General features: G+C 61.8%; 21 protein-coding genes. 7 read left to right on the top strand and 14 right to left on the bottom strand.

Going from position 1 to position 26,213, the window contains the following annotated elements:
• Positions 1-15: 15 nt before the first annotated feature.
• The 6 genes from ectB to MLD24_RS10485 form a co-directional block, all read right to left on the bottom strand.
• Positions 16-1,284, bottom strand: coding sequence for a diaminobutyrate--2-oxoglutarate transaminase (gene ectB, locus MLD24_RS10510; protein ID WP_228752826.1), 1,269 nt, complete (start codon positions 1,282-1,284; stop codon positions 16-18).
• Between the two features lie 128 nt (positions 1,285-1,412).
• The gene (ectA, locus tag MLD24_RS10505; RefSeq protein WP_248166582.1) at positions 1,413-1,934 is read right to left on the bottom strand and encodes a diaminobutyrate acetyltransferase; all 522 of its coding nucleotides are present in this window, start codon (positions 1,932-1,934) and stop codon (positions 1,413-1,415) included.
• A 150-nt stretch (positions 1,935-2,084) separates the two neighbouring features.
• On the bottom strand, positions 2,085-3,032 hold the full coding sequence (locus MLD24_RS10500) for a metallophosphoesterase family protein (RefSeq protein WP_248166581.1): 948 nt from the start codon (positions 3,030-3,032) through the stop codon (positions 2,085-2,087).
• A 7-nt stretch (positions 3,033-3,039) separates the two neighbouring features.
• Positions 3,040-4,449, bottom strand: a complete 1,410-nt coding sequence (locus tag MLD24_RS10495; RefSeq protein WP_248166580.1) for a sodium:solute symporter family transporter — start codon at positions 4,447-4,449, stop codon at positions 3,040-3,042.
• Between the two features lie 25 nt (positions 4,450-4,474).
• On the bottom strand, positions 4,475-5,437 hold the full coding sequence (locus MLD24_RS10490) for a radical SAM protein (RefSeq protein WP_248166579.1): 963 nt from the start codon (positions 5,435-5,437) through the stop codon (positions 4,475-4,477).
• 51 nt (positions 5,438-5,488) lie between these two features.
• Positions 5,489-7,702, bottom strand: a complete 2,214-nt coding sequence (locus MLD24_RS10485) for an FAD-dependent oxidoreductase (RefSeq protein WP_282450593.1) — start codon at positions 7,700-7,702, stop codon at positions 5,489-5,491.
• Positions 7,703-7,828: 126 nt separating this feature from the next.
• On the opposite strand from MLD24_RS10485, the gene MLD24_RS10480 reads away from it, so the two are divergent.
• Positions 7,829-8,449, top strand: coding sequence for an RNA polymerase sigma factor (locus MLD24_RS10480; RefSeq protein WP_248166578.1), 621 nt, complete (start codon positions 7,829-7,831; stop codon positions 8,447-8,449).
• Complete coding sequence (locus tag MLD24_RS10475; protein ID WP_227172862.1) at positions 8,443-8,709, top strand: anti-sigma factor family protein; 267 nt, start codon at positions 8,443-8,445, stop codon at positions 8,707-8,709. The genes MLD24_RS10480 and MLD24_RS10475 overlap by 7 nt, the downstream gene beginning before the upstream one ends.
• Position 8,710: 1 nt before the next feature.
• Here the strand turns inward: MLD24_RS10475 and MLD24_RS10470 are convergent, their stop codons facing one another.
• The 3 genes from MLD24_RS10470 to MLD24_RS10460 form a co-directional block, all read right to left on the bottom strand.
• Positions 8,711-9,025 (bottom strand): glutaredoxin family protein, encoded by a 315-nt coding sequence (locus MLD24_RS10470; protein WP_248166577.1) that lies wholly within the window; start codon positions 9,023-9,025, stop codon positions 8,711-8,713.
• Positions 9,026-9,152: 127 nt separating this feature from the next.
• Positions 9,153-9,776, bottom strand: a complete 624-nt coding sequence (locus MLD24_RS10465; RefSeq protein WP_227172864.1) for a YbhB/YbcL family Raf kinase inhibitor-like protein — start codon at positions 9,774-9,776, stop codon at positions 9,153-9,155.
• 70 nt (positions 9,777-9,846) lie between these two features.
• A complete protein-coding gene (locus MLD24_RS10460; protein WP_248166576.1) occupies positions 9,847-10,656 on the bottom strand; it encodes a DUF4198 domain-containing protein in 810 nt (269 codons plus the stop codon).
• A gap of 102 nt (positions 10,657-10,758) precedes the next feature.
• On the opposite strand from MLD24_RS10460, the gene MLD24_RS10455 reads away from it, so the two are divergent.
• Positions 10,759-11,250, top strand: coding sequence for a hypothetical protein (locus MLD24_RS10455; protein ID WP_248166575.1), 492 nt, complete (start codon positions 10,759-10,761; stop codon positions 11,248-11,250).
• 18 nt (positions 11,251-11,268) lie between these two features.
• Here MLD24_RS10455 and MLD24_RS10450 read toward each other — a convergent pair whose 3' ends face one another.
• Positions 11,269-11,730, bottom strand: coding sequence for a ClpXP protease specificity-enhancing factor SspB (locus tag MLD24_RS10450; protein ID WP_248166574.1), 462 nt, complete (start codon positions 11,728-11,730; stop codon positions 11,269-11,271).
• A gap of 89 nt (positions 11,731-11,819) precedes the next feature.
• Positions 11,820-12,353 (bottom strand): CbrC family protein, encoded by a 534-nt coding sequence (locus MLD24_RS21735; protein WP_425562363.1) that lies wholly within the window; start codon positions 12,351-12,353, stop codon positions 11,820-11,822.
• 411 nt (positions 12,354-12,764) lie between these two features.
• On the opposite strand from MLD24_RS21735, the gene MLD24_RS10445 reads away from it, so the two are divergent.
• Positions 12,765-14,075, top strand: a complete 1,311-nt coding sequence (locus MLD24_RS10445) for an NAD(P)/FAD-dependent oxidoreductase (RefSeq protein ID WP_248166573.1) — start codon at positions 12,765-12,767, stop codon at positions 14,073-14,075.
• A 22-nt stretch (positions 14,076-14,097) separates the two neighbouring features.
• Here MLD24_RS10445 and MLD24_RS10440 read toward each other — a convergent pair whose 3' ends face one another.
• The 3 genes from MLD24_RS10440 to MLD24_RS10430 form a co-directional block, all read right to left on the bottom strand.
• The gene (locus tag MLD24_RS10440) at positions 14,098-15,579 is read right to left on the bottom strand and encodes an ABC transporter substrate-binding protein (RefSeq protein ID WP_248166572.1); all 1,482 of its coding nucleotides are present in this window, start codon (positions 15,577-15,579) and stop codon (positions 14,098-14,100) included.
• Positions 15,576-17,003: a GGDEF domain-containing protein gene (locus MLD24_RS21675; RefSeq protein ID WP_248166571.1), complete on the bottom strand. Its 1,428-nt coding sequence runs from the start codon at positions 17,001-17,003 to the stop codon at positions 15,576-15,578. The genes MLD24_RS10440 and MLD24_RS21675 overlap by 4 nt, the downstream gene beginning before the upstream one ends.
• A gap of 84 nt (positions 17,004-17,087) precedes the next feature.
• A complete protein-coding gene (locus tag MLD24_RS10430) occupies positions 17,088-17,279 on the bottom strand; it encodes a hypothetical protein (protein ID WP_227172868.1) in 192 nt (63 codons plus the stop codon).
• Here MLD24_RS10430 and MLD24_RS10425 point away from each other — a divergent pair.
• The 3 genes from MLD24_RS10425 to MLD24_RS10415 form a co-directional block, all read left to right on the top strand.
• Positions 17,278-21,960, top strand: a complete 4,683-nt coding sequence (locus MLD24_RS10425; RefSeq protein WP_248166570.1) for a two-partner secretion domain-containing protein — start codon at positions 17,278-17,280, stop codon at positions 21,958-21,960. The two genes, MLD24_RS10430 and MLD24_RS10425, sit on opposite strands and share 2 nt — an antisense overlap.
• 102 nt (positions 21,961-22,062) lie before the next feature.
• Positions 22,063-23,700 carry a ShlB/FhaC/HecB family hemolysin secretion/activation protein gene (locus MLD24_RS10420; protein WP_248166569.1) on the top strand — a complete coding sequence of 546 codons (1,638 nt, stop codon included), beginning with the start codon at positions 22,063-22,065 and terminating at the stop codon, positions 23,698-23,700.
• A gap of 276 nt (positions 23,701-23,976) precedes the next feature.
• Positions 23,977-26,213, top strand: a 2,237-nt coding sequence (locus MLD24_RS10415) for a DUF4347 domain-containing protein (protein ID WP_248166568.1), incomplete at its 3' end; no start/stop codon positions are given.

Genomic DNA, 26,213 nt, shown 5'->3' with positions numbered 1-26,213 from the left:
GGTTCGTCCTTGGCGTTACGATGCCTTGCTCAGACTTGTACCTAAAACCTCGTCAAAACACTCGGCCAGGATGTCGGTACCCTTCTTCAGGTCATCCTTGCTGGTGGTCAGCGGCATCAGGCACTTGATGACTTCGTCGTTGGGACCACTGGTCTCAATGATCAGGCCTTTCTCGAACGCCAGCGAGGTGATCTTGTCCGCCAGATCGCCGTTGGGGCAGGCAATACCACGCATCAGGCCACGGCCCTTGAGGTAGAAATCGCTACCGTACTTGTCAGCGATGGCCTGCAGGCCGTTGCCCAGCACCTCGGTCTTCTCCTGCACTTCCTTGGCGAAGGCGTCGTCTTTCCAGTACGTCTCGATGGCGGTACGGGCGGTGATGAACGCCATGTTGTTACCACGGAAGGTACCGTTGTGCTCACCCGGACCCCACACGTCCAGCTCCGGCTTGAACAGCACCAGCGCCATCGGCAGACCATAGCCGCTCAGGGACTTGGAGACCGTGACAATGTCCGGCTTGATGCCGGCAAATTCGAAGCTGAAGAACTCACCGGAACGGCCGTTACCGGCCTGGATGTCGTCCAGGATCAGCAGCATGTCGTGCTTCTTGCACAGTTTCTCCAGACCCTGCAGCCACTCGGCGCTGGCCGCGTTGAGGCCGCCTTCGCCCTGTACCGCCTCAACAATCACGGCGGCCGGCAGGTCGAGACCGGAGGAGTTGTCAGACAGCATCTTGTCCATCATCGCCAGGGTGTCGACACCCTCGCCCAGATAACCGTCGTAGGGCATGAAGGTCACGCTGTTCAGCGGTACCCCGGCACCACCGCGGTGATGCTTGTTACCGGTGGCGGCAACCGCACCCAGGGACACACCGTGGAAGCCGTTGGTGAAGGAGATGATGCCGTCGCGGCCTTTCACCTTGCGGGCCAGTTTCAGGGCCGCTTCCACACAGTTGGTACCGGTCGGTCCGGTGAACTGCATTTTGTAGTCCAGCTCACGGGGGTCGAGGATGTACTTCTTGTACGCCGCGATGAAGTCGTGCTTGGCGGTGGTGAACAGGTCAAGACCCTGGCTGATGCCATCGCTCTCGATGTACGTCAGCAGTGCCTGTTTCAGGGTGTCGTTGTTGTGACCGTAGTTCAGCGAGCCGGCACCGGCGAGAAAGTCCAGGTACTCCTGGCCATCCTCGGAGTAGATGTGGGCGTTCTTGGCCCGGTTGAAAACCATCGGAAAAGCGCGGGAATAAACGCGTACTTCGGATTCGGTGCTCTTGAAAATATCCATTGTCTTGCCTCTTAGCATTTTAGGTTCGAGGTAGATGTGCGAAGGCTGTTCAGTGTCGGTCGCGACCAGCGCGTCGCACGTGATTGGGAGCCTGTTGGCAGCCCGACCTCAGCGAGCCGCCGGCTCGCTCACGGTATGGCTGGTTGGCTGAAGGGACCGATACGCAGCAGGAACTCGGAATCGTGTTCGCCGCCAAAATGGGCCGCCTTCTCGAAGTGCTCGTGGTACTTCAGCTCTGCCCCAAGGTCGCGGGCAAACGAACGGAACAGCGCCCAGGACGCCTCGTTGTCCGCGGTGATGGTGGTTTCCAGGTGGGTCACGCTGGCGCACACCTCACGGCCGGCGATGGCCTTGAGCATGCGCTTGGCCAGCCCCTGGCCGCGTCCTTTCTCGTGGACGGCCACCTGCCAGATGAACAGGGTGTCGGGCTGTTGCGGAGGAATGTAGCCGGAGATGAATCCGACCAGGTCACCATCCAGTTCGGCGGCAACACAGGTCTCGGCAAAGTGGGTGCACTGCAGCAGGTTGCAGTACATGGAGTTGGGGTCCAGCGGCGGGCATTGGGCCACCAGCTGGTAGAGCCGGAAGCCATCACGCTTCTCCGGAATCCGGAGGGTGATGGCGGTGGTATTCGAACCTTCGGTGGTCATAGCGTGATTCATTCGCCTCAAAAAGTTAGTGCTAAATTATATAGACCTCGAAAGATATTTCAAGGTCATCAGCAGAGCTAACCCCGGGGAATGATCAAAAAGCGATCATCGCCTCAGTGCCTATCATCGCATACGGGCTTGCAGAAAGGGTTACAGAAGCATGTCAGATGCATCTAATCCGGTACCCTGGAGGATGCGATCACGGTAGGAAATGGCGGCGTCGGAGCCGGCCGGCCAGAGCCGATCGAAGGTCCCCTGCCAGGCGTGCAGATCGAACGAGACCGGTGCCAGCGCGACCGTCTGAGCATGCCCCTCGAGCATTGCCAGATTCGTCGCGAACGGCGGCATGGCGCTGATTCGGGCGATCAGGCCACGGCTGTCACCATACAGATTGGCCATCCCCGCGGAACCGTTGTTCACCACCCGACAGAGCCGGCCATCCACCTCGCCCTGCCACAACAGCGGCAGGCAGGTGTGGCTGCAGACCATCACATCGGCGCCAGTCTGGCGGAACCACTGCCGTAGCCGCTGATCCCCCGATGCCTGCAACCGTTCCCGGGCCAGCCCCCAGCCCGCCAGGGACTCGGGATCTCCGTGTAAAATCAAAACCTTTAGGCCACCAAAGATCCCGCAGCGCCAACGCGCCAGACCACGCAATTGCTGCTGAATTTCCGGCTGGTCAGCGGCCACCGCCTGCAGTCGTTGCATGATGCGATTGGACCGCGAAACCACACCGTCGTCGACGAACTCCGGGTAGGCACAGCCACAGCCTGCGCTGTCACTGGGCTGGGCCAGTTCGTACTCGACGTTGCCTAGCATGGCATCATGTCGCAACACCCGGTTGTTGATGGTCCGGAACAGGGTGTCGTCGGCATTGAACCAGTTGAAGTCACCATTGAACAGCAGCCTGACCGAACGCCCGGCGGCCCGCTCCTGAGCCACCATGGATTCGATTGCATCGAGGGCGAAAGGATTGCCATACAAACCACCGGCGACGTACAGCACCTGCTCAGGCCAGGCTTCCGGGTCCTGCCCCAGTTGCTCGGGCCGGTAACGGTAATGCAGCGGGCAACTGCGGCCCGCACCCTCGCGACTCATTGCCATCTCAGTTGGCACTGCGGCTGGGCTCGACCGCTCGCCCGGCCAGACGGCGCAGCACCAGCGGCAGGAAGAAACCGGCGCTGCAGATCAGGAAGCCGTAGGCGTTCACTCCCAGCAGCATGGCGTACTTGCCCTCACCGATGGCCCAGGACGCCGGCACCAGCCCCATGGCCAGCAACACCCCCAGCGTCAGGCCACCCCAGAAGCTGAGGTGGAAGCTCCAGGGCGACCATTGGGTAAAGCCGTAGAACAGGAACACCGGTGCCAGCCCCATCACCATGGTGCCGGAGATGGTGGTGGCCTTGAGGATGTCGGTGCCGGCAAACATTGGCAGGTTGCCGAGAATCGCAAACACCACCATCACCACGGCCCCCACCCGCAGGCTCGGCAACCGGTCTGCCGCCCGGCGGGCCAGCCGGGGCAGGTCCACCGCCAGCGATTTCGCCAGCGAGGTGAAGGTGGAGTCGAGGGTGGAGCCGGCCGACGTCATCATCACCACGCTCATGAAGAACAGCGCGGTCAGCCCCAGGGACTGCCCCACCGCTGCCGGCGCGTTGCCCATGGCTTCGATACCATTGAGCTGGGCATGAACCCCCACCAGGCTGAAGATAAACACCGCGACAAAGCCCAGCAGACCCGCCACTACAAAGCTCTTGAGCATGGTTTTCTCGCGGTTGACGAACCCCCGATCGGTCAGCACCGGGTCGTGGAAGGGGTAGCTGAAGATCTGCAGCCCGGCCACCAGCAACAGGTCCATGCCCGCCTCCAGGCGGAACTCGCCGGTGGTAAGCAGGGTTCCGGTATCGTTGGCCGGGACGATCAGGAACAGCACGGCGCCAACGAAGAACACGAACACCACCGCCTGGATCGCATCGGTGAAGATCGAGCTGCGCAGCCCGCCTTTGAGGCTGTAGGCCAGGGTAAAGGCGGTGAACAACATCGCCGCGGCGTAGTACTGCCACTCCCCGGGCAGGCCGAAGTAGCCGCCCACCACCGCGGTGTTGCTCCACACCTCGTTGTAGAGCCGGATCAGGATCGCCGCCGCAAAGCTCAGCGCCGCCAGCCGGCCAAAGCGGGAGGTGAGAAAGTCCTGCAGGCTGGTGGCGCCGGTCTGGGTACGGATCAGGTAGATCACATAGCCGGCCACCGGAATCGACAGCCAGTAGGTGGCGTAGGCCAGGCCACCGACCACGCCGTAGGCTGCCCCCAGGTTGGCGGCGTTGGTGACCGACTTGGCAAAGATCCAGCTGATGAAGATACTCGCCGTCAGTGACCACTTACTGACCGGATTGCCCTTGTCATCTGCCCCCTGATAGAACGACTTGGCCGTGGTGCTGCGGGGGGACAGCCAGTACATGATGGCGCCGTAAACCAGCAGGAAGCCCCAGAACAGGGTTGCTTCGGTAATCGACATGATGGTGTGGTCTCCCTTGGTCCAATCAGGTGGGCTCGGCGCAACTGGCACCAAAGCGGTAACAGGCAAAACAGCGGTGATGTCGCAGCATGATCCGCTGGTCCATGCTTTCTTTCAGGGTCGCCCCCAGGTCGTAGTCCGGGTCATCGTCCACCAGGGTGCAGGCGTAGACCCGGACCTGATCCTTCTTTTTCACCAGCATGCGGGTGTAGGTGCACATGAAGTGGGCCCGGCTTTCCCGGCTCGGGTACTTCTCCATGCAGGTTTCGGTGATCTCGGGACTGCCGTCCTCCGAGCCTGGGGTTCCCAGATCGGGAAACGCGGTGAAGGCCAGGTCTTCGGGAATGCCGTGCTCCCGGAAGATGCGACGGAACGCGGCCGCCACTTCCTCCGGGTCTTCACCCTCATCCGACTGGCGGGCAATCGACACCACAAAGCCCTGCTCCCTGAGCCAGCGAATGCCCTCCAGCGCCTTGGCAAAACTGCCATCCCCCCGATCCCGGTCATGGCGCAGGGCATTGGGGTAATCCAGGCTGACCCGGAAGTGGATGTCGTGGCGATTCTGCAGCAGAGGCAACACCTGGTGGCGACGCTTGAGCAGCGGCTCGGTGGCGTTGGTGAGCACAAAACAGGGGCGGTGCTGGCTGGCGTAGTTGAGGATGTTGACGAAGTCCCGGATCACAAACGGCTCGCCGCCGGTGAACGAGAACTGGCTGACGCCCAACTCCAGCGCTTCATGAATGAACGGTTTGACGTCGTCCAGGGTCATGCCGGGGATACGCCCGTCACCGGGGTGGGAGCCTTCCAGGCAGAACGGACAGGCCAGGTTGCAGGCGGTGCCGGTGTGTATCCACAGCTCCCGCAGTTGGTCACTGTCGATGTAGCCCCGGGGATCGCCGGAGCGGGTGTGGGTCCAGCTGTCCACCGCGCGCGGCGAAATCACTTCCACCGCCGGAATGCGACGGGCACTGCTCGCGTTAGAGGGCATGTTGTCTCCTGTCTCTCATCGCTGCCGCCAACTCAGGTTTGGCGGCCCTTGTTATAGCTGCTGTGATTCCACCGCCGTGGACGCGGCGTTCCCGGGTTTGCCCCGGCGCCAGCGGTGCAGCTTTTCCAGCAGCCGCAGCACCAGTTGCGGTGCGTGGGCCCGCTTCCACTCCCCGGCGGCGTACTTGGCCGCTTCGTTCCAGGTCGGATAGGGGTGAATGGTTCCCAGGATCTTGTTCAGCCCCAACCCGTGTTTCATTGCCAGGGTGAATTCCGCCAGGATCTCACCGGCGTGCTGTCCTACCACCACAGCGCCGAGGATGCGGTCCTTGCCGGGCGGGGTCAGTACCTTGATAAAGCCATGGTCCTCGCTCTCGGCAATGGCCCGATCCAGGTCGTCAATGCCGTAGCGGGTCACTTCGTAGGCCACACCCTGAGCCTGCGCCTCGGTCTCGCTCAGCCCCACCCGGGCCACTTCAGGGCCAGTGAAGGTCACCCAGGGCATCACCCGGTACTCCACCCGGAACCGCCGGAACTGGCCGAACAACGCGTTCACCGAGGCATACCAGGCCTGGTGTGCCGCCGCGTGGGTGAACTGGTACGGACCGGCAACATCACCGCAGGCAAACACATTGGGGAAGCGTACGCTGAGGTCATCCTCCACCGGCACCGTGCCATTGCGTTCCGGCTCAATGCCCAGAGCCTCCAGATTGAGGCCGCGGGTATTGCCACTGCGGCCCACCGCCACCAGCACCCGGTCAAAGCCGATACGGACCCGCTCCTCAGCGTTATCCGCGCCCTCGCGGCCACAATAGACCACCCGCTCGCCGTCTTCCTCGGCAAATTCCAGGGCACGGTGTCCCAGCCGCAGATCAATGCCGTCCCGTTCAAACTGGCGCTGCACCAGCTCGGTCACCTCGGGGTCTTCCTTCGCCAGCAGGCGGTCGCCCTGCTCCAGCTGGATCACCTGGCTGCCCAGACGCTGGAAGGCCTGGGCCAGCTCCGAACCGATTGGCCCGCCACCGAGCACCAGCAGCCGTTGTGGCTGTTCGGTCAGCGACCAGAGGGTATCGGAGGTCAACGGCTCCATCCGCTCCAGCCCCGGGATTGGTGGCATTGCCGGACGGCCACCGGTGGCGATGATGATGCTGCGCGCGGTCAGGGTTTGCCGGCGACCATCACTGTGGGTGACCGCTACCTCCCAGGGCGAGACGAACTCCGCAGAACCGGCGATACAGTCCACCCCCAATTTGCGGTAACGCTCCGGCGAGTCGTGGGGCTCCACCTGGGCGATCACCCGTTTCACCCGGGCCATAATGTTGGCGAACGAACCCTGCACCGGCACCGAGTCCAGGCCGTAACGATCGGCATGGCGCATGGTGTCAGCGGCCTTGGCGCTCTTGATCAGCGCCTTGGACGGCACACAGCCGGTGTTGAGGCAATCGCCGCCCATGCGGTCACGCTCAATCAGCGCCACCTTGGCCTTGACCGCCGCCGCGATGTAAGCCGACACCAGGCCGGCGGAACCACCGCCGATCACCACCAGGTTGTAGTCAAACTGCTGCGGGCGCTGGAAGCCCCGGTATACCCGGCGCCGACGCACGAAACCGAGGGCAAACTTGGCCACCAGGGGAAACACCCCCAACAACACAAAAGCCCCCAGCACGCCCGGTGATACGATGTCCCCCAGGGTTTCGATCTGCGCCAGTTGGGTACCGGCGTTCACGTACACAAACGTGCCCGGCAGCATCGCCAGCCAGCTCACCAAAGCGTAAGTGCGCAGTTTCATGCCGGTGAGACCCATGGCCAGGTTGATCAGGAAAAACGGGAACACCGGCACCAGACGCAGGGTGGCCAGGTAAAAGGCCCCGTCCTTCTCGATCCCCCGATCCATCCGCCTGACGGTCTCGGCGTAGCGCTGGCGCAGGGTATCCCGGAACAGGAAGCGGGCCGCCAGAAACGCCAGCGACGCGCCTGCGGTGGACGCCACCGACGCTGCCGCCAAACCCAGCAGGTTACCGAAGAAGGCACCACCGGCCAGCGTCAGTACCGCAGCCCCCGGTAGCGACAGCGCCGTGGCCGCGATGTAGATCAGCACGAACCCACCCACCGCAGCGAGGGTGTTATCGGCAATCCACTGTGCCAGCGAGGCCTGGTGGGCCTGAAGGTTGGCCAGGGTCAACAGCTGATGGCCATCAAAGACAACAAACAACCCTACCAGCAGGGCAATGATGGCGATCAGGACAAGCTTTTTCCGATTGATCATGGGTTCGACTACCTTTTGAGTGGAATCACTGCGGCCATGGACACCTATTCTTGCAGGATGTTACGGAACAAAGTTCACTTTTCTGTCTCTTTACCTTCACGAATGCAACCAATAAAAGAAAACGACATGCCACCAACTCGGGAACACGACGACGAACAGCAACTGGTGTTGCGACTACAGGCAGGCGAGGCCGCTGCCTATCGGGAGGCGGTGCGCCGCTACACCCCCGGTATGCTGGCAGTGGCGCGCTATTACACTGACCATAGCAGCGCCGAGGACATCGTGCAGGAGTGCTGGACCCGGGTGGTCAGCGCCATTGCCAGCTTTGAGGGGCGCGCCAGCCTCAAGACCTGGCTCCATCGCATCGTTGCCAACCAGGCCAAAAACAGCCTGCGCCGGAGCCAGCGGGAAGTTCAGACCGATTTCAGCGAGGCGCTGGAACCGCAACTGGCAAGCCGATTTCGCAGCGACGGCCGCTGGTCCCAGCCACCCCAGCTGAGCACCCGGGAAACCGCCGAGAGCCTGCTGGAAAACGGCGCCCTTGGCGACTGCCTGGACAAACATCTGTCCCAGCTGCCCGAGGCCCAGCGCTCGGCCTTGATGCTCTACGAAGCCCACCAGCGGCAGTCGGCGGAAGTCTGTAACATTCTGGGGGTCAGTACGTCCAACCTGCGGGTGATGCTCCACCGGGCGCGACAAAAGATTTTCCTGATGGTGGAGCACTTTCAGGAGACTGGCCAATGCTGATGTGCCGAGATCTGGCGGTGATCGCCAGCGATTACATCGAAGGTGACCTGCCACTGACGCAACGGCTGTCGGTGCGCACCCACCTGATGATGTGCCGCCACTGCCGTTCCTTCGTTGCCAACCTCCGCAACAGCATCGAGCTGATGAAGGGCCACAGCGACCAGCGTCTGGATGACCGCTACGCCCGCCGGCTGGATGAGGAAATCGAACGGGCGCTGGCCAGCCAGTCCAAAGACGGTTCAGGACCTGATCAGGGTTGAGTCAAGGCTTCTCAGACAGCAACGGCGCCACCACCGGTTCCGAGAACCCCTGTACCCGACGGCCATTAATCAGCAGGAACGGCGTCCCCTGGCCACCGAGTCGCTCGAAGGTGTCGCGAGCCGCGTCGGACGTGCTGATATCGAATTCGCGATAGGCAACGCCCTGCTCGGCAAAGAACTGCTTGGCCGCCAGGCACCCCGGGCAATAGGGCTGCGAGAACAACACCACCTCGCTGCGTTCCGGGTCACCGGCCATAGCCGGCACCGCCATCAGCCACAACAACACGGCCAGGGGAATCAGTTTCAGACGTTGCATCCAGGCCTCCGGAATCCATTGCTTCCAAGACACTGACACCGGTTGGGGGGATTTGTTACCCGGCACAAGGGTATTTCTTCGGCAGGAGATGCCCCGGCCCCGCCCATCGGCGTGACCGGGAAAGCGCTTAACGCAGGTCCGGATTAAGGGTGTAGGTCCCGGTCACTCGCGCCTGGGCGAGGACATGGCCCGCCATCGCCTCACGTACAGCCTCGCCATCGAACTCGCCACTGAGGCCCAGAGTCTCCACGTCGAGGGCGTACACCTCAAAGTGGTAGTGATGGAGGATCTCATCGTTCCAGGGCGGACAGGGGCCGTCGTAACCGGCGTAGGTGCCGGCCATGTCCGGATTGCCGGCGAGGAACTGGGTGTAGGTGTTGATGCCACGCACGCCAATTGGCCCCGGACCCGCCGGCTTGCCCTTGGGCAACACACCGTCGCTGTCCTCGCCTTCCGGAATACGACTGACCGATGCCGGAATGTCCACCAGCAGCCAGTGGAAGAAATCCACCCGCGGCAGATCCTTAGACACCCTCTTGCCTTCCTGGTTGACGTCGTCGGCAACGCTGGGAACATCCGGGTCAAACATCACCACGGCAAAGCTCTTGGTTCCGGCCGGGGCGTCTTCCCAGCTGACTTCCGGGTTGCGGTTGGGACCGAAGCTCATGTGGTCCTCGGCACTGAACACACCGAAAGCAAACGATTCGGGAATCGGCTGACCCTCGCTGATACCGCTGACAGTGATTTTCACGTGTTGCTCCTTATACCTCGGATAGTGGTCTTTTCACTCTGTAATCGTACGTTGATAGGCCTGCTTGGCGCTAGGAAGACCAGCGACAGATACTGCCAACAATATGGTCAAACTGCGGCTTGTCCGGAATGGGAAAGTAGTGGTCTGTTTCTTCATCTGCAAGATCACAGTCCAGATTCGCCAACCGTTGAGCTATTACCGGTTCCTCATCCACCCGGTCGGTGGTGTACTGCCACAATACATAGTATTCGCCTTCATACTTCGCTGCGATCACCTGACGCAGACGGGCTTCGGCCAGCGGCTCCCCCGGCGTACTCGAGCGGGTTATCCATTCAGGAAACGCAAAGCGGCCATTCGCGTCCGTATTCACGGTTTGACTGTCCACATCGTCATAGGTCGCTTCGCGGATGATCTCGACATCCGCCACCGGCTCACCCTCAAGGGTAAGGAGCCCTTTCACAGGCGGAAACAACAGCACATCCTGCTTGTTCAGAAATCCAAACACCCCAGCGTATCCCCCCGTTGCCATAACGGCGGCAAGCATGATGGCCGCCGGCAACCAGAAACGTCGGGACAGTACAACGGCGTTCAACGAATCGCTGATGACAATGCCATAGAACAACACTCCGGCGAGCGGCAGCCCATACCAAAGATAATAGCCAGCAGAGGCATCCAGCAGATAGCTGACAATCACCACCACAGCGCTTACCACACATAGCCCCGGTAAGACGTAGATCGCCCAGTTCAGCATGGCCAGTCGGCGCGGTGCCAGTTCCCGGTTATTGGCAACGCTCGCTCCGGCAAAGACGGCCAACATAAACAACAGTAGGGCAAACACCAGCTGAGCAAGCGTGCCCAGTAGCACTCCCATCAACGTCATCTGAAACACTCCCTGTACTCACACAAGCCGTCACTGTACCGTCAGTCCACCCGCACCGGGAACGGGAGCCTTACCAAAATCCACCCAAGCGCAAGAACAGCCATGATATCGCTACGATCACTCTGCCTCCTCAGCCTGATGTTGCTGCTCAGCGTCACAGCTCAAGCTGAAACCACCAGCCCGCTGTTTGCAGCCTGGTCTGCCGGCAAAGCTCTGGTCATCGCCATCGATGCTGCACCCCTCGATGCTGACGAGACCTACAGCGACTTCGCTTACTACCTCAACGACTTCGCCGCATCCGCCAGTGACCATTGGGCATTCTTCCGAATCGATTCACAGGCCAACAGCGCACAACGCCCCATTCAGCTTGATGTGGCTGCCCCGCCTTACTCCGTGCTTTTCCTGAAACGGGGAGAACCTCAAGGCTATCTCTATTACGGCCCCATCCTGGAGCCCCAGGTGTACGACTTCGTGCGCCACCGGTTCGAGGGGCTAGACGTTCCAGACCATCTGCATCCGTTCAGTCCGGATGCGGTATTGGTGGAAAGGGTCGGTGGGGCACATCGCCGTCTCAGAGTCGACGTCGCGCCCTGAGGAGCAGCATCCGGGCCCTCAAGCCCCTAACTGGCCGCAACAGTCCACCAAAGACTCCCGCAGAACAACGCCCCGCCCCGTTTCCGCCGAGAACAATCCTGCCATTGCCGGCGCAGGCACCCTCACCCACTCAGGAATACCGTTGAAGCTCACTCTGAACACCAGAACGTTGCGCTGCCAGTGCAGACGTTTGGCCGCCCGAAACGAGATATCCAGCGTGGTTGCAGGCCCTTCCATACACTGTTCCGGCACCTCAACCCCGGCTTCCTGAGTAGCCACAACCAGGTAAGGCGTCTCCCCTCGAGCCATGATCTCAAGGAATGCAGCCTGAATTTTCGTCGCTGACTCACAGTCAATAACCGGCCGTTTCATCGCAGCGATGAACCTTCGACGGGCCCAGAACCGATTCAGATAGAATTGTAACCAGACAATACCAAGTACAAGCGCCAGTACTGTGGCAACAACCAATAGTCCCTTCATTCTCCTACTCCCAATTCCATGGAGTCACACACCTAACCATCAGCGCGATTCACAGAATCACCAACGCAGGCGACAAGTTATACAGTGAGCTATTCGTAATCCGCGACCAGTTGATAAGTAAGGCACTTTTCGCACCTGAATAGAATGGCCCGAAGCGGGCTGTTTGGGCGACAAAGATCAGCTCGGAGCAGGTCATCTGTCACTTCCAGTCGAGCCCGGATTCTACTCAGATCCTCTTTCACCCCAGGTAAGCTGGAGAGATCGTTATTCCAACTTACCGATCCCAATAGGACACAATAGTCACCACAGTGGGCAGGCCATCGGTCACCTTGGGGGAAAAAGAACCCTGGTGTGCGCTTCGTCAGTTCAGAGACTCGCTCGGGTTGGGAGACAGGCTCAACCTCGTCTTCGTCAACAAACATCAGATCGTAGCACTCGGCCGCCGCACCACTGTGGATACACCAGGGACAGATTCCCTCAACTTCAGTTTCGGAGTAAAAAGGTCCCACATAACGATAGGCTGTCTGTTGATTGCAGACTGGACACTGCCCCTTGAGGGCAACAAAGACACCCGTGGTTAGCGGGTCTGGGTGGTACTTGAAGCGGGGAAAATCCTCAATCATTCTCGCTACTTTCCATAGCTGGCTCACGCGACATCCTGATAATTCTCAGTAAACTGCCTTTCTTGGCGGCTTAAAGCGAGCAACTGCACAACAGGCCCGTCCAAGGGCGCGGTGCAGACAGGCATCTTAATCCCGGATGGAAACCCGAACCAGTTCGCCCTCCCAGCCCGACGGAAACTGAGCACCGGGTAAGCACATGCCGCACTGTTGTCACATCTCGCCCGCCACTATCGTCGTAATTGGTATGGTGCTAATAGACCGGAGAGCGACATTGTTTCCCCGCTGGCATCGGGATAGCATAGGCGCGCCTTCCGGGGGATGCACCGGGAGCGGGACAAGTGAAGAAAGCGAAGCGTTTTCAAGTCGATGGATTGAGAGCCTTTCGCTGTCTTCACTTAAGGAACTGCATCCATGGATAAACTGCATCACATCGTCGTTGTCGGCGGAGGAGCCGGTGGTCTTGAACTGGTAACGCGCCTGGGAAATAAGCTGGGCAAGCGTCAGAAAGCCCGTATTACCCTGATTGACGCGGTCCTCACCCACGTCTGGAAGCCACTGCTGCATGAAGTGGCGGCCGGGTCGCTGGACGCCAGCACCAATGAGATCAACTTCCGCGCCCACGCCCGCAAACACCACTACGAATTCCAGCTGGGACGCATGAGCGACCTTGACCGGGAAAACCGCCAGATCACCCTGGAACCGTTCTACGACAACGAGGGGGTGGAAGTGGTGCCGGAGCGCCATGTCCAGTACGACTCCCTGGTCATCGCCGTGGGCAGCACCGCCAACGATTTCGGTACGCCCGGCGCCCAGGACCACTGCCTGTTCCTGGACAGCCTCGCCCAGGCCCGGCGTTTCCACAACCTGATGCTCAACGCCTTCCTGCGCACCAACCACGAAGCCAAGCACGGCCAGCCGGCGCAATTGCCGATCACCATCATTGGGGCCGGCGCCACCGGGGTGGAACTGGCGGCAGAGCTGCGACTGGCCTCCCGCGAGCTGCCGGTGTACGGCATGAACTCGCTGCAGCCACAGGACGTCAGCATCCGCGTGATCGAGGCGGCAGATCGCATCCTTCCGGCTCTGCCGGGGCGCCTGTCCGCCGCCGCCACCCGGGAACTGGAACGCCAGCATGTGGAAGTACTCACCGGCCAGCCGGTCAGTGAAGTGAAAGCCGACGGCGTGGTGATGAAAGACGGCACCGAGCTGCCCTCAGCCATGACCATCTGGGCGGCCGGCATCAAGGCACCGGCCTTCCTCGCCAAACTCGATGGCCTGGACACCAACCGCGGTAACCAGCTGGTGGTAACCCAGACCCTGCAGACCACCGCCGACCGCGACATCTTCGCCTTCGGCGACTGCGCCGCCTGCCCGCAACCGGACTCCGACCGTCCGGTACCGCCGCGGGCCCAGGCCGCGCACCAGCAAGCCGACACCCTCTACAAGACGCTGGTCAACCGCCTCGAGGGCCGCGAAGACGTGCCCTTTGTCTACAAGGACCACGGTTCGCTGATCAACTTCAGCCGCTACACCACCGTCGGCAACCTGATGGGCAACCTCTCCGGCCGCAGCATGTACATCGAGGGCAAGGTTGCCCGGCTGTTCTACGTCTCGCTGTATCGCATGCACCAGGTTGCCCTGCACGGTTTTCTGCGCACCGGGGTGATCTGGCTGATGGACAAGATCAGCCGCGCTATGCATCCCCGTTTGAAGCTGCACTGACCTACTGCGTCGCTCTGGGGCACTAGGGCGACGCCCAGTACATTTCCTCCAGCACCACCGCGGGAATCGGGGCGTTTTGCCACAGTCCTTTCAGCCCGGTGCGGTGGATGGAGTGCTGGGGCTTCATGTACAGGAACACGTTCACCGCGTCGTCGCTGATCAGGCGCTGGGCGTCGCCGAGCAGGCTGTTGCGTTGCGGCTCATCCTGGGTTCGTTCAATGCGCCGCCAGAGTGCCTGGAACTCGGGGCTGTGGTAGTTGAAGTAGTAATCGTCCCGGGCGTAGATATCGATGTCCATCGGCTCGACGTGGGAGATCAAAGTGATGTCGTAGAGCTTCCGGTTAAAGACCCGGTCCAGCCAGTCAGGCCAGCTCAGCCGCTCCACCTGCACCGCAATCCCCACCGCCTCCAGGTCGCTGGCGATGTGTAGCCCGCCACGTTCTGCATAGATGGGCGGTGGCAGGCTCAGCGTCAGGCTCAGGGACTCCGCCCCGGCCTCACGCAGCAGCGCGCGGGCACGGTCGGGATCATAGGGGTAGCGATCCACCAGATCCACGTAGGCCGGGTGCTGGGGGGAGAAGTGGCTGCCGATGAGTTGCGGGGTGAACTGTTCGTAGATCGACAGCAGCGCCTGCCGGTCGATGGCATGGGCCAGGGCGCGGCGGACCCGCAGGTCCTGCAACGCCGGGTGGGCGTGGTTCAGCGCCAGGATCACCTCGCCCTCGCCGTTGCCCTGCAACACCGAAAAATCGTGGTGCAAGGCCAGTTGCAAATGGCTGGGAAGCGGGCTGGCATCGGCGTGGACATCCACCTTGCCGGCACTGAGGCTGTTCTCCAGCTCAATGCGATTGGCGGTAAAGGTGAAATGGGCATGGCGGATCGCCGGCTTGGGCCCCCAGTACTCCTCAAACGCCGTCAATGACACCGGCCCACCCTCCCAGGGCAGCACCCGATAGGGACCGGTGCCGATCGGCCGGGTGGCATTGGTTTCGACACTGTCAGGATGAACGATCACCGCCGCCGAGAACGCCAACCGATAGGGCAACAGGGCATCCGGCCGCGTCAGGTGGAGCCGCAGTTCAAACGGCGCGCTCACCTCAATCCGCTCGATGGCGCTGTACAGCGGCCGCTGGGGATTGCCGGAGTCCGGGTCCACCAGTCGCGCCAGGCTGAACGCCGCCACCTCGGCGTTGAACGGTCGGCGATCATGAAACACCACGCCCCGGCGGAGGTTAAAGGTCAGGGTCAGACCATCGTCGCTGACCGACCAGGCAGTGGCCAGGGCCGGCTGGACCTGGGCTTCCCTCGTCAGCCGGGTGAGCCCCTGGAAAACGTTCATGTGAGTGACTTCGGCCACGCTGGCGGAGGGCGTCAGTGTGGGGTCGAGGTGGGGCGGCTGGATCTGGCGATCGATGGTGACGGTATCGTTGGCCCAGAGCAGCGGCGGCAGAAACAGCAGCAGAGCCAACCAGGGCACTCTCAGCCGGAGAAAAACACGCATCATAACGACACCTCATTGCCGGAAGGTCTGGGAGAATGGGCCACCAACCGGTTACGGCCGGCGTTCTTGGCCTGGTACAGGCGTTCGTCAGCCACCTTGACTGTGGTGGCCAGGGCGCAGCCGGGCTGCTGCTGGGCCAGGCCAATGCTGATGGTTACTGCAAGACGCTGCGACCCCACCTCGATCACCATCGCAGCAATCTCCCGCCGCAGCACATCCAGCCCCCGCTGCAGAGCCTTGAATGGCACATCCCGGGCCAGCAGCGCGAACTCCTCGCCGCCATAGCGGGCCACCAGCACCTCATCGGGCAACTCCCGCCGGATCAACCGGGCGATGTGTTGCAACACCCTGTCGCCGGCATCGTGGCCGAAGCTGTCATTGATCGCCTTGAAGTGGTCAATGTCCATCAGCGCCACACAGAGTGTGCTGCCCTGTGGCGCCTCACCATGAACCTTCAGCGCCTGTTCGAAATAGTGGCGATTGTGCAGCCGGGTGAGGGAATCGTGGGTCGCCAGAAAGTTCAGCTCCCGGTTCATTTCCAGAATGCGCTGCTCGTTGAGATTGATGCTGTGAACGTAACGCCGGATCGCGGCGCCCATGTGGGCCACTTCGTCGCCGCCTCGAACCTCGATGTGTTCTGGCAGTGGGCGGGGGCGACTCAAACTCGCCTGCAGTCGGCGCAGGCGCCGGACCACACCGAACTGAATGAAGCCCAGGAGCAGCAGTACCGCCAGAATCACCGCCACCGCCGAGGCTTTAAGCAGTGTCTCCAGGCGCGCGATGTCCGCGTTGAGATCGCCGATGGTGCCCTGCACCTGCTCACGAATGGCGGTCACGTGGTAGCCCACCGAAATGCCCAGGTTGCGGGACAGCAGCCGGTTGTCGCGAATGATCGCCGCCAGCTGCATCTCCACGTCAGCCAGCTGCTCCAGTCTGGCCCGGCTCGGCGGCGAATCACCGCTGAGTGCGGCCCGGAGATCGATCCGTTGGTGTACCAGCCCCTGCATGGCCGCGACATTGGCCATCAGTTGCTGGCGTACCGCCAGAATGTCGTCAACGCGGGAAGACTCCCCCCGCAGCGCCGCCAGCTGGTTGACCAGCCGGCCCACCCACTCGGCACGGTCGGCAATCTCGAACATCGCCTCACGGCGCTGGAAGTGGGTACTGGCGAGCAACAGCAGTGAGCTGCTGGAGACCAGACCCTCGGTCTGCTGAAGCAGCAAATGCGCGGTTGCCAGGCCGCGGTTCTGCTGCTGGTCAAGCTCGGCAATGGTGTCGCGGTACTGACCAAAGGCATGCAGCGCCAGCAGGATCGCCCCCAGCGTCACACCCACCAGCAACAAACTGAGCAACAGGGTACGCAGCGCCAAGCCCGACAACAGCCCGGACGATGGCGACGGTGATTTTGCAGTCAGTTCCGGGGCCACTGCTTCCCCTCTGCCCCGATCACCGGACATACACATTCCGCATGCAACATGGGTCCAAGCTATGGGATCTCTGACCAGAGCCCCTCATGAAGTTTGTGGCAAGTCGCCGGTGTCGACAAGAAAATCCTTGCGCATTGAAACCAGTATGCAACCTAACCAGGAAAAATGATAAACATTGGGAAAGTCATAAAGCGCCACCATAGCCGTCCCCACCAGCGCTTCTTTATCCTCACCCGTTATAAAAAAACGACCCGTTATCAGAGGATGAGACGCCATGAACCACACCTACCGAACCGTCTGGAATGCCACCAAAGGCGTTTGGCAGGCCGTGGGAGAGCATGCCCGACGACAGACCCGAAGCCCCTCCGCCGGGCGGGGCAAGCAGCCCACCCGGTCATTGTCGTTGGGCGGGCTGTTGCTGGTGACACTGCCGGCGTTTGCCAGCGACCTGCCCACCGGCGGGCGGATCATCGATGGCAACGGCGGCTTTGACCATCAGGGCAACCGGCTCACCATCCATCAGGACAGCCAGAACCTGGCCATCAACTGGGACGATTTCTCCATCGCCGAGGGTCACTCGGTCCACTTCCAGCAGCCCAACGCCGAGGCCGCGGCACTGAACCGGGTGACCGGCAACCACGTCTCCGACATTCGCGGTGCCCTCTCCGCCAATGGCCGGGTGTTCCTGGTCAATCCCAACGGTATTCACTTCTCCCGGACCGCCCAGGTGGATGTGGGCGCCTTGGTTGCCTCAACGCTGGACATCACCACTGACGACTTCATGGCGGGCAACTATCGTTTTGAGGGCGACAGCGGCAATGCGGTGATCAACGCCGGTCGCATCACCAGTGCCGCAGGCGGCGCGGTGGCGATGATCGCCGCCGAAATCATCCACACCGGCAGCATCACCACTCCCAACGGCAGCACCCTGATGGGCGCGGGCAATAAGGTGACCCTCGATCTCGGCGGGCCGGTGAAAATTGAAGTCGACGAAGCCCGACTGGAAACCCACATCGAACAGGGCGGCGCCATTCGCGCCGATGGCGGGCTGGTTTATCTCACCGCCAGGGCCGCCAACGAACTGACCCGCAGCGTCATCAACCACACCGGCATCACCGAAGCCCGCACCCTGGCCAGCAATGACCGGGGCGAGATCATGCTGATGGGCGATATGGCCAGCGGCAGGGTGCAGGTGGCGGGTACACTGGATGCCTCCGCGCCGGCTGACCTGAGCCCCGATGCGGGTGACAGCGGGTTTATCGAAACCTCTGCCGCCCAGGTGCAGGTGGCCGACGGCACCACCGTGACCACCCACGCTGACAGCGGCGATACCGGCACCTGGCTGATCGACCCCAAAGACTTCACCATCGCCGCCAGTGGCGGTGACATGACCGGCCAAGCGGTGAGTGATGCCCTGGCTACCACCGATTTTGAAATCGAAACTGCCACCATGGGAACGGATGGGGGCAATGGCGACATTCTGGTCAACGATGAGGTGAGCTGGAGCAGCGCCAACACCCTGACCCTGAATGCCGAGCGTAATATCGAATTCAACCGTGAGGTGAGTGTCACCGGTGCCGGGACTCTGTCGCTGCTGTATGGGCAGGACAGCCTTGCAGCGGGCAATACCGCCAATTATTACGTCAATGCGCCAGTAGACCTTGCCAGCACTAGCCATTTCAGCACGTTGCAAGGCAGCGATGGCACGCCCATCGACTACACCATCATCACCGACCTGGGAACGGAGGGCTCCAATAGCGGCACGGATCTGCAGGGTATTCTAGGCGGTCTCTCGGGCAACTATGTACTCGGCAGTGATATCGATGCCAGCGCCACGGCGGCTTGGGCAAAGGGCTTTGCGCCACTGGGCAGAGTGACTTATGGCCATACCTTTACCGGTCGGTTCGATGGGTTGGGGCATACTATCAGCGGCTTGGTTTCTGCACCGACCGGTGGGTTCTACGGTGAAGACAACGTCGCGTTGTTTGGTGCAACCAACGGCGCCGTAATTCGCAATGTCGGACTGGTGGACGTCAAGATTACCGGGGAAAACCAGGTCGGTGCCTTGGTGGGAGATGGCTACCAGACCACCATCCACAACAGCAATGCCACCGGGCAAATCAGTGGCAACCAGAATGTCGGCGGTTTGGTCGGTTACACCACTCGCGTCGACATCAGCAACAGCTTCGCCACTGCCGATGTCGAGTTAGCCGGTGACTTTGGCGGCGGCCTGATCGGCAACGCCTGGAACAGCGAGATTCGCAACAGCTATGCTTCCGGCACCGTCACCGGCGCATCGCAGCTTGGCGGACTGATAGGCAAATCAAAAACCACCACGATCTTAGATGTCTACGCTGTCAGCACCGTGACCGGCACCGGTAACGACCTGGGAGGCCTGATCGGTGAACTGGAGGGAGGCTCGGTTGATCGGAGTTACGCCGCCGGACGGGTAACCGGAGCAACCGGCACGAATCATGGGGGCTTGATTGGCTATGGCTGGAATGGAGAGACCGTCCAGGACAGCTTTTACAGCATCGACGGCACAGGGCAAACTTCATCCGCCGGAGGGTCTGGCCTGTCTGAGGTCGATATGCAGCAATTGGGTGACTTTCTGGCAGCCAACTGGGACATCGACGCCCAGGGCGGTACCGGCAGCACCTGGCGCCTCTACGAAGGCCACACCACCCCACTGCTGCGCAGTTTCCTCACTCCACTGACGGTGCGGCCGGAGTACGACGGCAGCGGCGCTCACCTGACGAATATCGGCGCCGCCGCAGGCGATGCGCTGAATGATCCGCGGATTTCCGGCAGCCAGACCAACACCGCGCTGACCCTCGCCGGCAGCACCAATAACGGCGAATACCTGGCCAGCCTGGACCTCGATGGCCTCTATTCCGGCCAGCAGGGGGTCGATCTGATTGCCGGTGATCGAACCGTCACCGACAGTAATGTAGCCACCGCCGGCAATGTCGCCCTCACCAACGGCGTGAGCTGGGACAACGGCACCCTGCGCATCGACACCAGCGGCAGTATCACCCACATCGGCGCCATTGACGGCGGCGCGGGCAGTGTCTTCGACCTGGCCGGTGGCCGCTGGCAACAGGAGACCAGCAATCTGCCAGACTTCGCTGTTCACGATTTTCGTATCGATCCAGCGAACGCGACGTTCCGGCGGACCGCCGGTGGCGGTGGAAGCGGGGTTGACCCTATCGTGATAACCGACATCTACGGCCTGCAGGGGATCGGGTCTCACAGCCTGCTGGGCCCTTCCTTCGTCCTGGCCAACGATATCGACGCCAGCGGCACCGCCAACTGGCATGACGGCGAAGGCTTTGATCCCATTGGCGATTCCGCAAACCGCTTCACCGGCAGCCTCCATGGCGGGGGCCATATCATCGACGGCTTGTCCATTCAGCGTCCCACCGAAGGCTTTGTTGGGCTGTTTGGAGGCACCGAAGGCGCCACGTTGAGGAATATCGGGTTATCGGATGTCAGCCTGGCGGGAAATCTCTATGTTGGTGCTCTGGTGGGGCACGCTCGCAACACCGCCATCAACAGCAGCTTTGCGAGTCGTGGTCAGGTAACGGCCGCGCTTTTTGGGGCTGGCGGGCTGGTTGGGTTCGGAGACGATAGCGTTATCCAAAACAGCTACACGGATGTGGCGGTGTTGTCAGAGGGCCAGGGCGTTGCCGGTGGGCTGGTCGGCGCCGGTTCCATGGATATCAGCAACAGCTATGCCCGCGGCGATGTCAGTAGCCCCGGCGCACAGGTGGGGGGGCTGGTGGGCCAGTACAATGGCGGCACCATCACCAACAGTTATGCCACCGGCCAGGTAACCGGCAGTACTCTTGTCGGCGGCGCCGTCGGAAATCTGCAGAATTCGGCGTCGCTCAGCCAGGTGTTCTGGAACCAGGATGCCAACCCCAGCCGCATTGGCGTTGGCAACGATGCGGCGGCAGCCGGCGTAATCGGCAAGAGCCTGACCGACCTGCAAACCCTTTCCACCTTCACTGACGCCAACTGGGACATCGATGCCCAGGGCGGCACCGGCAGCGTCTGGCGCCTCTACGAAGGTCACACCACCCCGCTGCTGCGCAGCTTTCTCACATCGCTGACGGTGGCCGCCGATGATGCCAGCGCCACCTACAACGGCACCGCCCAGACCGGCCCGGGGAGCTGGAGCGCCAGTGGCTCCCACGACAGCGGCCTGATCCTCGGCACCGCCAGCATCACCGGTGGCGGCCAGGATGCCGGCAGCTATGGGATTGCGCTCGATGGCCTGTACTCCGGCCAACAGGGGTACGACCTGACCTTCAACGACGGCACCCTCACCATCACCCCCCGCCCGGTCACCGTCACCGCCGATGACCTGCGCAAACGCCAGGGCCAGGCCGACCCCGCTCTCACCTGGCAGGCCGGCTGTGGCGCCGCAACGGCTGACTGCGGCCTGGTCGCCGGCGACAACCTGACCGGCACCCTGAGCCGCGCCCCCGGTGAGGGCACGGGTCGCTACGCCATCCAGCAAGGCTCGCTGACCGACGCCGCCAACCCCAACTACGCCATCACATTTGAAGAGGGCGAGCTGCTGATCGCCGCCCTGCCGCCGACTCCGCCACCGGAGCCGGACCCAGAACCGGAACCGGAACCGGAGCCAGAGCCAGATCCAGAGCCAGATCCAGATCCAGATCCAGATCCAGAGCCGGAGCCGGAGCCGGAGCCGGAGCCGGAGCCGGAGCCGGAGCCAGATCCTGACCCAGAACCGGAGCCAGAGCCAGAGCCAGAGCCAGAGCCAGAGCCCAGCATGGACGCAGCGCCAGGCGAGAGCATCTCCACGCTGCAACGGCAGGTCGCGCAGCGGCAGGATCGCTCGTCATCAGTGAACGCCGGCATCGACATCGAAGTGGAAGGCAGCGGTATCCGACTGCCAGAGCAGACACTGTTAGGCGCTGCCGACTAGCGCCAATGCACGAACGGAGGGCTGCCCAGCGGGCGCCCTCAGAGAGGATCGGCAGCCAATCAGTGGCTCTTCAACGGATTTTGGCACGGGAATACCGCACTCATGCAACGAAGTAACAATCAGACCCTTACCCTGGCCCTGGTGCTGGCAGCACCGCTTATGGCCCCGCTTGCCCAGGCACAGACAGCGCCGGGCGCCGGCCAGATTCTGCAACAGAACCAGCCCGACACCCTCAGCCCCACCGCGCCATCGGTGGATCTGGAACTGCAGGGTGAAGCGCTGACCGACACCGACCCGGGCGGCCGCACGGTCATCCTCACGGCCATCACCTTCCAGGGCAACCAGCGCTTCTCCGACGCCGAACTGGCCCGGGTTATTCCCAGTGCCCTTGGCCACCCCCGGGACCTGGCCGGTCTGCGCCGTCTGGCCAACAACATCAGCCGGTTCTATCGCGACCAGGGCTACCCGTTCACCCACGCCCTGTTGCCCGCCCAATCGCTGAACGACGGTGCCCTCACCATTCAGGTGGTGGAAGGTCGCTATGGCCAGGTCACCGCCCACAGCGACGACCCGCAGTTGGTGACGGCGGCACAGCCCTACCTCACGCCGCTGGCCAGTGGAGAGGCCATCGCCTCCGCACCGCTGGAGCGGCAGATGCTGTTGTTGGGGGACCTGCCCGGGCTCGCCGTCACGCCGGTCTTGCGGCCCGGCCAGGCGGTGGGCGAAGGTGACCTGGACGTCCGCGTGCAGGAAAGCGATCGTGTTGCGTTTGAAGTGGGTGCCGACAACCACGGCAACCGCTTCTCCGGCGCCTACCGGGGCCGCGTGGGCGCCACCGCCCGCGGCCTGCTTACGGTGGGGGATGAACTCCAGGTGACGGCACTGTATTCCAGTGAGCAGACCTGGCTGGGCAACCTGGACTATTCACGCCCCATTGGCAGCAGCGGCCTGCGCGCCGACCTGGGCTACGCCCACACCGACTACTCCCTGGGCAAAGGCTTTGATGGCTACACCGGCACCGCCCATGTCTACACCACGGGGCTCAGCTACCCGCTGGTGCGCCGCCAGACCCAAAACCTCTCCCTCAGCGCCCAGTACCGCTACAAGGACCTGGACGACACCATCGACTTTGCCGACTACCGCAAGGCCACCGAAAGCCACAGCCTGCCCCTGGTGCTGCGCTTCGATAGCCGCGACGCCCTTGGCCAGGGCGGCCTCACCTACGGCAGCCTCGGGCTGACCCCCGGCGTGCTGGACCAGTCGCTGTCGGGGCAGACCGGGGCCGACTACGGCTTCACCAAGGTCAACTTGGACCTGGCACGCCTGCAAACCCTGGGCGATGGCGTGCAGGCCTATGGCCGGGTCACCGGGCAATGGGCGGACCGCAAACACCTGGACGGCTCCGAGAGCTTCCAGCTCGGCGGCCCCAATGGCGTGCGGGCCTACCCCAACGGCGAGGGCTCCGACAGCCGCGGCTGGCTGGCCCAGCTGGAACTGCGCTACCACACTGACTTTGGCCTGGCCCCCTACCTGTTCTACGACCAGGGCCGCACTCCCAATGGCGGCGCCGACGAGGGCGATGCCCGCTCCCTGGCCGGCGCCGGCCTGGGCCTGCGCTACCGTCGCCACAGCCTCAACCTCGATCTCAGCAGCGCCTGGACACTGGACGGCGGGGATGCCCAGTCCGACGACCGCCAACGTGAGCCGCGGCTATGGGCCAGCTTCGGGTACCAGTTCTGAAAGGCTTCGACATCCTCCGGCACCAACTCCAGACACCTCCCGCAGTCGCGCTCCGGCGACTGCGGCTCACAGACAGCACAGTAAGACCTACCTACCGCAACACACCGACACCCACTGCAACACAGAAATCACAATATTTTATTAGGTTTTCTACCAATCCCTTTCTAATCTACAGGTTATAAAAACAGGGAAGTGTCGCCTCTAAGTCCATGCAACCGCTGACCAGCCCCTTCCCTGTTCCCACAACACCATATTATCTGATCAGCAGGTAACCGAATGAGTGTTCGAACCTTGCCTACCGATGGCACCGTTATCCCCACTTCGGCCTCCAGCCGCCAGGTCGCGTTCATCGACACGGGGCTTTACGACTATCAAACCCTGATTGAGGGAGTCTCCGAAGGCATCGAGGTGGTGCTGGTTGCCCCGGATCAGGATGGTATTCGGGTAATGGCCGAATGGGCACGAACCCACCATGGTTTTGGCGCTATTCATGTTCTGGGACATGGCTATAGCGGCGTTCAGATATTGGGCGATGCTACCCTTTCCAGGGATTCACTGAAGCGCTATCAGGATGAGCTCTGCAGGATCGGCCAGGCGCTGGCGAAAGACGGCGATATCCTGCTGTATGGCTGTGAAGTGGCGAAAACGGCTAAGGGTAAGTCTTTTGTTGTGGCCCTCGCTGAGGCAACTGGCGCCAACATCGCCGCATCACGTACGTTGACCGGTGCAGCCGATTTTGGTGGTGACTGGGATTTTGCTGTGCAGATTGGTGCAATTGCCACCGCCGTTGGGTTTTCAGGTGGTGCGATTCGCTCTTACAAAGGAGTGTTGGCAGCCTACGACTTTGAGAGCAACACCTCAGGTGGCGGAACTACAACAGTCACGCAAACCGAATCTGGTATTGAAGTTTCGATCAGCACTGCCAACTCAGCTAGTCTTACGTTGTTTGATGCAAGCGGCGTTGATGGAGGCAGTGGAATCGCCGTAGCGGGCATTGCTAGCGCTAACGCTAACGCAGGGCAATGGAATGTTACATTCAACTCGCCAATAAATATCACTCAGCTTGATTTTGGGAGCGCTCTGAATATTGATTTTAATTGGGTTTTGACTCCGATTGGTGGATCGGGAAGCACTTTAACCATTAACAACCAAGACCCTAATAACGACAACAACAATGACGATAGCCTATTCGGTAGAATAGAGACTTTCTCCGGTTTAAATTGGACAGGAGTTACCGGGTTTACTATAGCAAACGAAGCTAATGCGAATGACACTCGCCTTGTAATAGACAATATAACTTTTACAGCAGCTCCCGCTAATACCGCCCCGGACTTAGGCGGCACGCCCGCCGACGATACCGCAACCGAAGACGTCGCTACCGCCATTGACCTATCCGCCTACAACGTATCCGATGACGATGGCGACACCATCACCCTGACGCTGGCCGTAGATCGCGGCACCATCGCTTCCGTCACTGGTGATGGCTCATTTGGTGGTGTAACCGTGACCAACTCTGGCACCGGCACCATGACACTGGCAGGCGCTGAAGGAGATTTAAATACCTTCCTCGACAATACCAGCAATATTGAGTTCACCACCTCCGCTGACGATACCGCGACAGCCACCCTTACAGTCACGCCGAACGACGGCACCTCCAACGGTACGGCCGATACCGTCACCATCACGATTACTCCCGCCAATGATGCGCCGGTGCTGGATGCCGGGCAGTCGCCGGTGTTAACGGCCATCGATGAAGACGCCGGGGATGATGACGGCTCTGGCGCCGATGGCGATGACGATGGTTCGAACAATGCCAATAACACCGGCACCTCGGTGGCCGATCTGGTGGTTGATGGCTCAATCACCGACGTCGACGGTGGTGCGGTGGAAGCCATCGCCGTGACGCAAGTGGATAACACCAACGGCGTGTGGCAATACAGCACCGATAACGGCGCCAGCTGGAGCAGTTTTTCCGGCACCACGGGCAGCAGTGTCGACATCACCTCCGCTGCACGGCTGCTCGATGGCAGTCTGGGCGGTGCCAGCACGCAGTTGGTGCGATTTGTGCCCGATGCCAATTACACCGGCAGCGCCACCTTTACCTTCCGCGCCTGGGATACCTCATCCGGTGTCGCCGGTGGCACCGCGGATGCCTCCAGTGGTGGCGGTAGCAGTGCGTTTTCCAGCGCCACCGACACCGCCAGTGTGACCGTGAATGCCGTTAACGATGCACCGGTATTCACTGGCCTGGATGACACCCCCAGCTATACCGAAGGCGCTGCGGCGGTGCCGCTGGATGCCAACGCCACCATCAGCGATCTGGAACTGGATGCCTTAAACGGGGGCAATGGCGACTATTCCGGTGCCAGTTTGACGCTGGTGCGCAATGGCGGCGCCGATGCGTCGGATCTGCTCAGTGTGGTCACGGGGGGCAACTTGACCGTCGCCGGCGGCCCCAATGGCGGTGGCACCGTGACCGCTGGCGGTAACGTAATCGCCACCATCGCCAACAC

The sequence above is a fragment of the Marinobacter xestospongiae genome (assembly GCF_023156385.1).
GTDB lineage: Bacteria > Pseudomonadota > Gammaproteobacteria > Pseudomonadales > Oleiphilaceae > Marinobacter > Marinobacter xestospongiae.
The sequence above is the reverse complement of the archived record's forward strand: the minus strand, read 5'-3'. Positions and strand labels throughout refer to the sequence as shown.

Excerpts from the sequence above, each read along its gene's own strand:
- ectB (WP_228752826.1), bottom strand. The coding sequence starts at position 1,284 with ATGGATATTTTCAAGAGCACCGAATCCGAAGTACGCGTTTATTCCCGC.
- ectA (WP_248166582.1), bottom strand. The coding sequence starts at position 1,934 with ATGACCACCGAAGGTTCGAATACCACCGCCATCACCCTCCGGATTCCG.
- MLD24_RS10500 (WP_248166581.1), bottom strand. The coding sequence starts at position 3,032 with ATGAGTCGCGAGGGTGCGGGCCGCAGTTGCCCGCTGCATTACCGTTAC.
- MLD24_RS10495 (WP_248166580.1), bottom strand. The coding sequence starts at position 4,449 with ATGTCGATTACCGAAGCAACCCTGTTCTGGGGCTTCCTGCTGGTTTAC.
- MLD24_RS10490 (WP_248166579.1), bottom strand. The coding sequence starts at position 5,437 with ATGCCCTCTAACGCGAGCAGTGCCCGTCGCATTCCGGCGGTGGAAGTG.
- MLD24_RS10485 (WP_282450593.1), bottom strand. The coding sequence starts at position 7,702 with ATGATCAATCGGAAAAAGCTTGTCCTGATCGCCATCATTGCCCTGCTG.
- MLD24_RS10480 (WP_248166578.1), top strand. The coding sequence starts at position 7,829 with ATGCCACCAACTCGGGAACACGACGACGAACAGCAACTGGTGTTGCGA.
- MLD24_RS10475 (WP_227172862.1), top strand. The coding sequence starts at position 8,443 with ATGCTGATGTGCCGAGATCTGGCGGTGATCGCCAGCGATTACATCGAA.
- MLD24_RS10470 (WP_248166577.1), bottom strand. The coding sequence starts at position 9,025 with ATGCAACGTCTGAAACTGATTCCCCTGGCCGTGTTGTTGTGGCTGATG.
- MLD24_RS10460 (WP_248166576.1), bottom strand. The coding sequence starts at position 10,656 with ATGACGTTGATGGGAGTGCTACTGGGCACGCTTGCTCAGCTGGTGTTT.
- MLD24_RS10455 (WP_248166575.1), top strand. The coding sequence starts at position 10,759 with ATGATATCGCTACGATCACTCTGCCTCCTCAGCCTGATGTTGCTGCTC.
- MLD24_RS10450 (WP_248166574.1), bottom strand. The coding sequence starts at position 11,730 with ATGAAGGGACTATTGGTTGTTGCCACAGTACTGGCGCTTGTACTTGGT.
- MLD24_RS21735 (WP_425562363.1), bottom strand. The coding sequence starts at position 12,353 with ATGATTGAGGATTTTCCCCGCTTCAAGTACCACCCAGACCCGCTAACC.
- MLD24_RS10445 (WP_248166573.1), top strand. The coding sequence starts at position 12,765 with ATGGATAAACTGCATCACATCGTCGTTGTCGGCGGAGGAGCCGGTGGT.
- MLD24_RS10440 (WP_248166572.1), bottom strand. The coding sequence starts at position 15,579 with ATGATGCGTGTTTTTCTCCGGCTGAGAGTGCCCTGGTTGGCTCTGCTG.
- MLD24_RS10425 (WP_248166570.1), top strand. The coding sequence starts at position 17,278 with ATGAACCACACCTACCGAACCGTCTGGAATGCCACCAAAGGCGTTTGG.
- MLD24_RS10430 (WP_227172868.1), bottom strand. The coding sequence starts at position 17,279 with ATGGCGTCTCATCCTCTGATAACGGGTCGTTTTTTTATAACGGGTGAG.
- MLD24_RS10420 (WP_248166569.1), top strand. The coding sequence starts at position 22,063 with ATGCAACGAAGTAACAATCAGACCCTTACCCTGGCCCTGGTGCTGGCA.